General features: G+C 68.8%; 4 protein-coding genes. 1 reads left to right on the top strand and 3 read right to left on the bottom strand.

All coding sequences use genetic code 11. From position 1 onward, the window contains the following. Both ACRDPS_RS18750 and ACRDPS_RS18745 read right to left on the bottom strand, forming a co-directional pair. Nucleotides 1-401, bottom strand: a 401-nt coding sequence (locus ACRDPS_RS18750) for an ATP-binding cassette domain-containing protein (protein WP_431503179.1), incomplete at its 3' end; no start/stop codon positions are given. Then, nucleotides 398-1,516, bottom strand: coding sequence for a sugar ABC transporter substrate-binding protein (locus tag ACRDPS_RS18745; protein ID WP_431503178.1), 1,119 nt, complete (start codon nt 1,514-1,516; stop codon nt 398-400). The genes ACRDPS_RS18745 and ACRDPS_RS18750, both read right to left, overlap by 4 nt. Nucleotides 1,517-1,717: 201 nt before the next feature. On the opposite strand from ACRDPS_RS18745, the gene ACRDPS_RS18740 reads away from it, so the two are divergent. Then, a complete protein-coding gene (locus tag ACRDPS_RS18740) occupies nt 1,718-3,868 on the top strand; it encodes an acyltransferase family protein (protein WP_431503177.1) in 2,151 nt (716 codons plus the stop codon). A 5-nt stretch (nt 3,869-3,873) separates the two neighbouring features. On the opposite strand, the gene ACRDPS_RS18735 is transcribed toward ACRDPS_RS18740, so the two are convergent. After that, a partial coding sequence (locus ACRDPS_RS18735; protein WP_431503176.1) for a RidA family protein occupies nt 3,874-4,159 on the bottom strand: 286 nt, incomplete at its 5' end.

The raw sequence follows: 4,159 nt of genomic DNA, 5'->3' as shown, positions 1-4,159 counted from the left end.
TTCAACGTACGCACCGAGAGACCGTCCAGCGTCTCGCGGGCGCGCTGCTCCATGGTGTCCTCGTCGACCAGCCGCAGCCGTCTCATCTCCCGGCCGAGGAACATGTTGTGGACGACATCGAGGTTGTCGCACAACGCGAGGTCCTGGTAGACGACCTCGATCCCGAGCGCGGCGGCCTCCTTCGGGCTGGCGACCTTCACCGGCTCACCCTCGAAGAGGTAGTCACCGGCGTCGAAGAGGTGGATCCCGGCCATCCCCTTCACCAGGGTGCTCTTCCCGGCGCCGTTGTCACCCACGAGCGCGGTCACCCGGCCCGCCTGCACCGAGAGGTCCACGCCACGCAGGACCTGCACGGCGCCGAAGGACTTCTCGACGCCGCGCAGCTCCAGCAGCGGACTCACTGAGGGACGCCGCTCTCGGCGCACAGGGCCTCGATCGCGCCGGCGCAGACCTCGGCGGCGTCGGCCTGACCGTCCTCGATGACGGTCTTGACGGTGTCCTTGGTGACCCAGACGGGCTCGGCCAGGACCGAGGGGACGTCCTTGCCGGCCTCGGTGTCCTCGACGGTGCCGGTCGCGAGCTCCTTCGCGGCGGCCTCGTCGCCCTCGATGAGCGCGATCGCGAGATCGGCGGCGGCCTGCGCCTCGAGCGCGGTGTTCTTGTAGACGGTGCCGCACTGGAAGCCCTGCAGCACGTTCTGCAGGCCCTCGACGGAGGCGTCCTGGCCGGTCACCGGGATCTTGCCCTGAACCTTGTTGGCCTTGAGCCGGGCGATGATGCCGCCGGCCATGGTGTCGTTGGCGGAGACCACGCCGTCGATCTTTCCGCTGTTGGCGGTGTACATCTGGTCGAAGACCTGACCGGCCTTGGTGGCGTCCCACTCCCCCGACTGATCGCCGACGAGCTTGTAGGTGCCGTCGGCGATCTTCGCCTCGAGCGCCTTCTCGTAGCCCGACTTGAACAGGGCCGCGTTGTTGTCGGTGGCCGCGCCGTTGACGTAGACGATGTTGCCGCCCTTCTTGCCAGCCGCGGTGATGCACTCGTCGAGGCCGGCGCCCATCAGCTCGCCGACCTTCACGTTGTCGAAGGAGACGTAGTAGGAGGCGCCGCCGTTGAGCGTCAGGCGGTCGTAGTCGATGCTCGTCACACCCGCGTCGGCCGCCTTCTTGAGGCAGGAGGCGCCCGACTCGGAGTCGAGGTTGGTGATGATGATGACCTTCACCCCCTCGTTGATCATGCTGTCGCACAGCTGACCGAACTTCGCGGTGTTGCCCTGGGCGTTCTGCACCGTCGCCTTCAGGTCCGCGTCGGCGAACGCCTTCTCGAGGTTGGGGCGGTCCTGCGACTCCCAGCGGGGCGACGTGGTGGCGTCGGGCAGGATCACGCCGACGTCGGTGCCACCCGCGTTGCCGCCGCCGCCCTCGTCCGAGCTGCCTCCACATGCTGCCAGCGATGCGGTCGACAGCGTCGCGACCGCGGCGACCGCCATGAGGCGGCCGAGCTTCTGCGTGTTCATCGTCGAACTCCTCAGTCCTGAATGTGATCCCCGCATGTGATCTATGTCACGTCGGGGTGCAACCTATCTCGTTCCAGGCCGACGTGAGGCGTTTCTGAGGAGATCTCGGTGCCGACTCGATAACTGCCGTATCCCTTCCGGCCACCGTCGGTTGTTAGCGTGCGACGGCTCCCACCCGACTCGAACTAGAACTGCGATCACTTGACCGCCATCTCGGATTCCCCCACGCCCCCGACTCCGCTGCCTGCCGACGAACCGAAGAGCCCCAGATCTAGGCACATCAGCGAGATCCACGGCCTGCGCGGCCTCGCCCTCAGCCTCGTGGTCGCCTTCCACCTCTTCGGCAACGGCCGCGTCTCGGGCGGCATCGACGTCTTCCTGGTGATCTCGGGCTTCCTCGCGACCCGCTCGCTCGTCGGCAAGGCCGAGCGCGGTCAGGTCAGGCTGAGCGAGCACTACGGACGTACGTTCGCGCGGCTCGCCGCTCCGGCCCTGATCGTGCTGGCCGCGACGGCCGCACTGATGGTGGTCTTCATCCCGCAGACCCTGTGGACCCAGACGACCCGCGAGATCATCGCCGCCGCGACGTACACGCTCAACTGGGAGCTCATCTCCAGCCAGCTCACCTACGGCGCGGCGGGCCCGTCCTCGACGCCGGTACAGCACTTCTGGTCGCTCGCCGTGCAGGGACAGTTCTTCGTGGTGTGGCCGTTGGTGATCGTCGCGACCGCCTTCGCGCTCCGAGTGCTGACCCGCGGCCGGCTGCGGCTCGCGCCGGTGCTGTTCGTGCTGACCGCCCTCGCCTTCGCGGTCTCCTTCGCCTATGCGATCAAGGTCGCCGGCGCCGACCAGGCAGCCGCCTACTTCAACTCCGTCACCCGGTTCTGGGAGATCGGCGCCGGCGTCCTCACCGCGCTCGCCCTCCGTCGGCTGAGCCTGCCCGAGAAGATCAAGCCGTACGCCGCGTGGGGCGGTCTTGCCCTGGTCGTGAGCTGCGGCTTCGCGATGGACGGTGCGGACCACTTCCCGGGCCCGCTGGCGCTGTGGCCGGTCGCCGGAGCGCTGCTGGTGATGGCCGGCTCGACCCCGTCGCCGCGAGGTCCGCGGCGCCTGCTGGAAGCCCGTCCGCTGCGGTTCGTCGCCGACATCTCCTACGAGCTCTATCTGTGGCACTGGCCGCTGCTGATCGCGTGGCTCTACTACACCGGCGGCGAGAGCCTCACCATCGTCTCCGCGGCCGGGGTGCTCGCCGTCTCGACCCTGCTCGCCTGGGCGACCAACCGGCTGGTGACCCGCCAGGTGCAGACGTACGTCATCAAGCCCGGCGGCCCACGAGCGATGGTCGCGACGCTGACCGTCCTCGCCGTCGCCGTGGGTGCCGGCTGGAGCGGGATGGTCGCGATCGACCGCTCCGAGAAGAACGCGATCCAGGCCGCCGCACAGCTCGCCAGCGCCGACCCCTACACGACCGAGTGCCTGGGCGCGGCCGCGATCGCCGTGACCTCGACAGGCGAAGAATGCCGCAACCCCGACCTGCGCGGCGAGCTGATCCCGGCGGTGGCCGCGATCGGTGAGGACGACGACAACCGGAGCCCGTGCTGGTCCTTCGAGGAGCGGCCGGTGCGATTCAGTGCCTGCCCGAACGGCGCCGTCGAGGGCTACGAGAAGCGCCTGCTGATGGTCGGCGACTCCCACGCGGTCGCTCCCGTCGGTGCCCTGGACCTGATCGGCGACCAGCGCAACTGGCGCATCGACGTCGCCTCACGCGCCGCCTGCCACTGGAACACTCATCCGCTCGGCCAGAACATCGCCGACAACCGGCCGGCCTGCGCGGAGTGGAACAAGCAGCTCGAGTCCTACCTGCGCGCGCCCGAGCAGAGCGACCTCGACGGCATCATCGTCACCCACTCGGCCCGCAAGACGACCCAGCCGGTGGCAGGCGAGACACCCTACGAGTCCACCGTCGAGGGAATGGTCGAGGCCTGGAGCCACCGGCCCTCGAAGGACGTCCCGGTCATCGCGCTCGTCGACAACCCGATGTTCGAGCCCGACAACGCCGACTATCTGCGCACCACGCTGGGCTGCATCCAGCGGCACTCCCCCGAGACGGCCGGCGAGGCGTGCGGCCGACCGCGTGCGGACGTGCTGTTCGAGGACCCGCACCCCGACGCGGTCGAGCGCGATCCCAACGCTCATCTGGTCGACCTGACCCACCTCTACTGCGAGGACGAGATCTGCCCGGCCGTGATCGGCAACGTCATCGTCTACCGCGACGGCAACCACATCACCTCACGCTACGCCCGCACGCTGGCTCCATATCTGGGCAAGGAGCTCGCCGAGGTCCTCGGATAGCCGGTCTAACGAGCGACGGCGAGCGCGTCGATCTCGACGAGCATCTCCTCGCGCGGCAGACCGGTCATCACGGTGGTGCGGCACGGGAGGATGTCGCCCTCGGCGACCCGGGAGCCGACGTACTCCCCGTAGGCCTCGTTCATCGCCGCGAAGTCGTCGCGCGTGGCGAGGTAGACCCGCAGCATGAGTACGTCGCCGAAGCCCGCGCCGGCGGCGGCGAGGATCGCCTCGACGTTCTGCAGGGTGCGCAGGGTCTGCGCCTTCACGTCGCCGGGGAAGAGATACTCGTTG

Origin of the sequence: Nocardioides sp., assembly GCF_050699375.1 — a bacterium.
GTDB lineage: Bacteria > Actinomycetota > Actinomycetes > Propionibacteriales > Nocardioidaceae > Nocardioides.
This window is presented reverse-complemented; position numbering and strand designations above follow the sequence as displayed.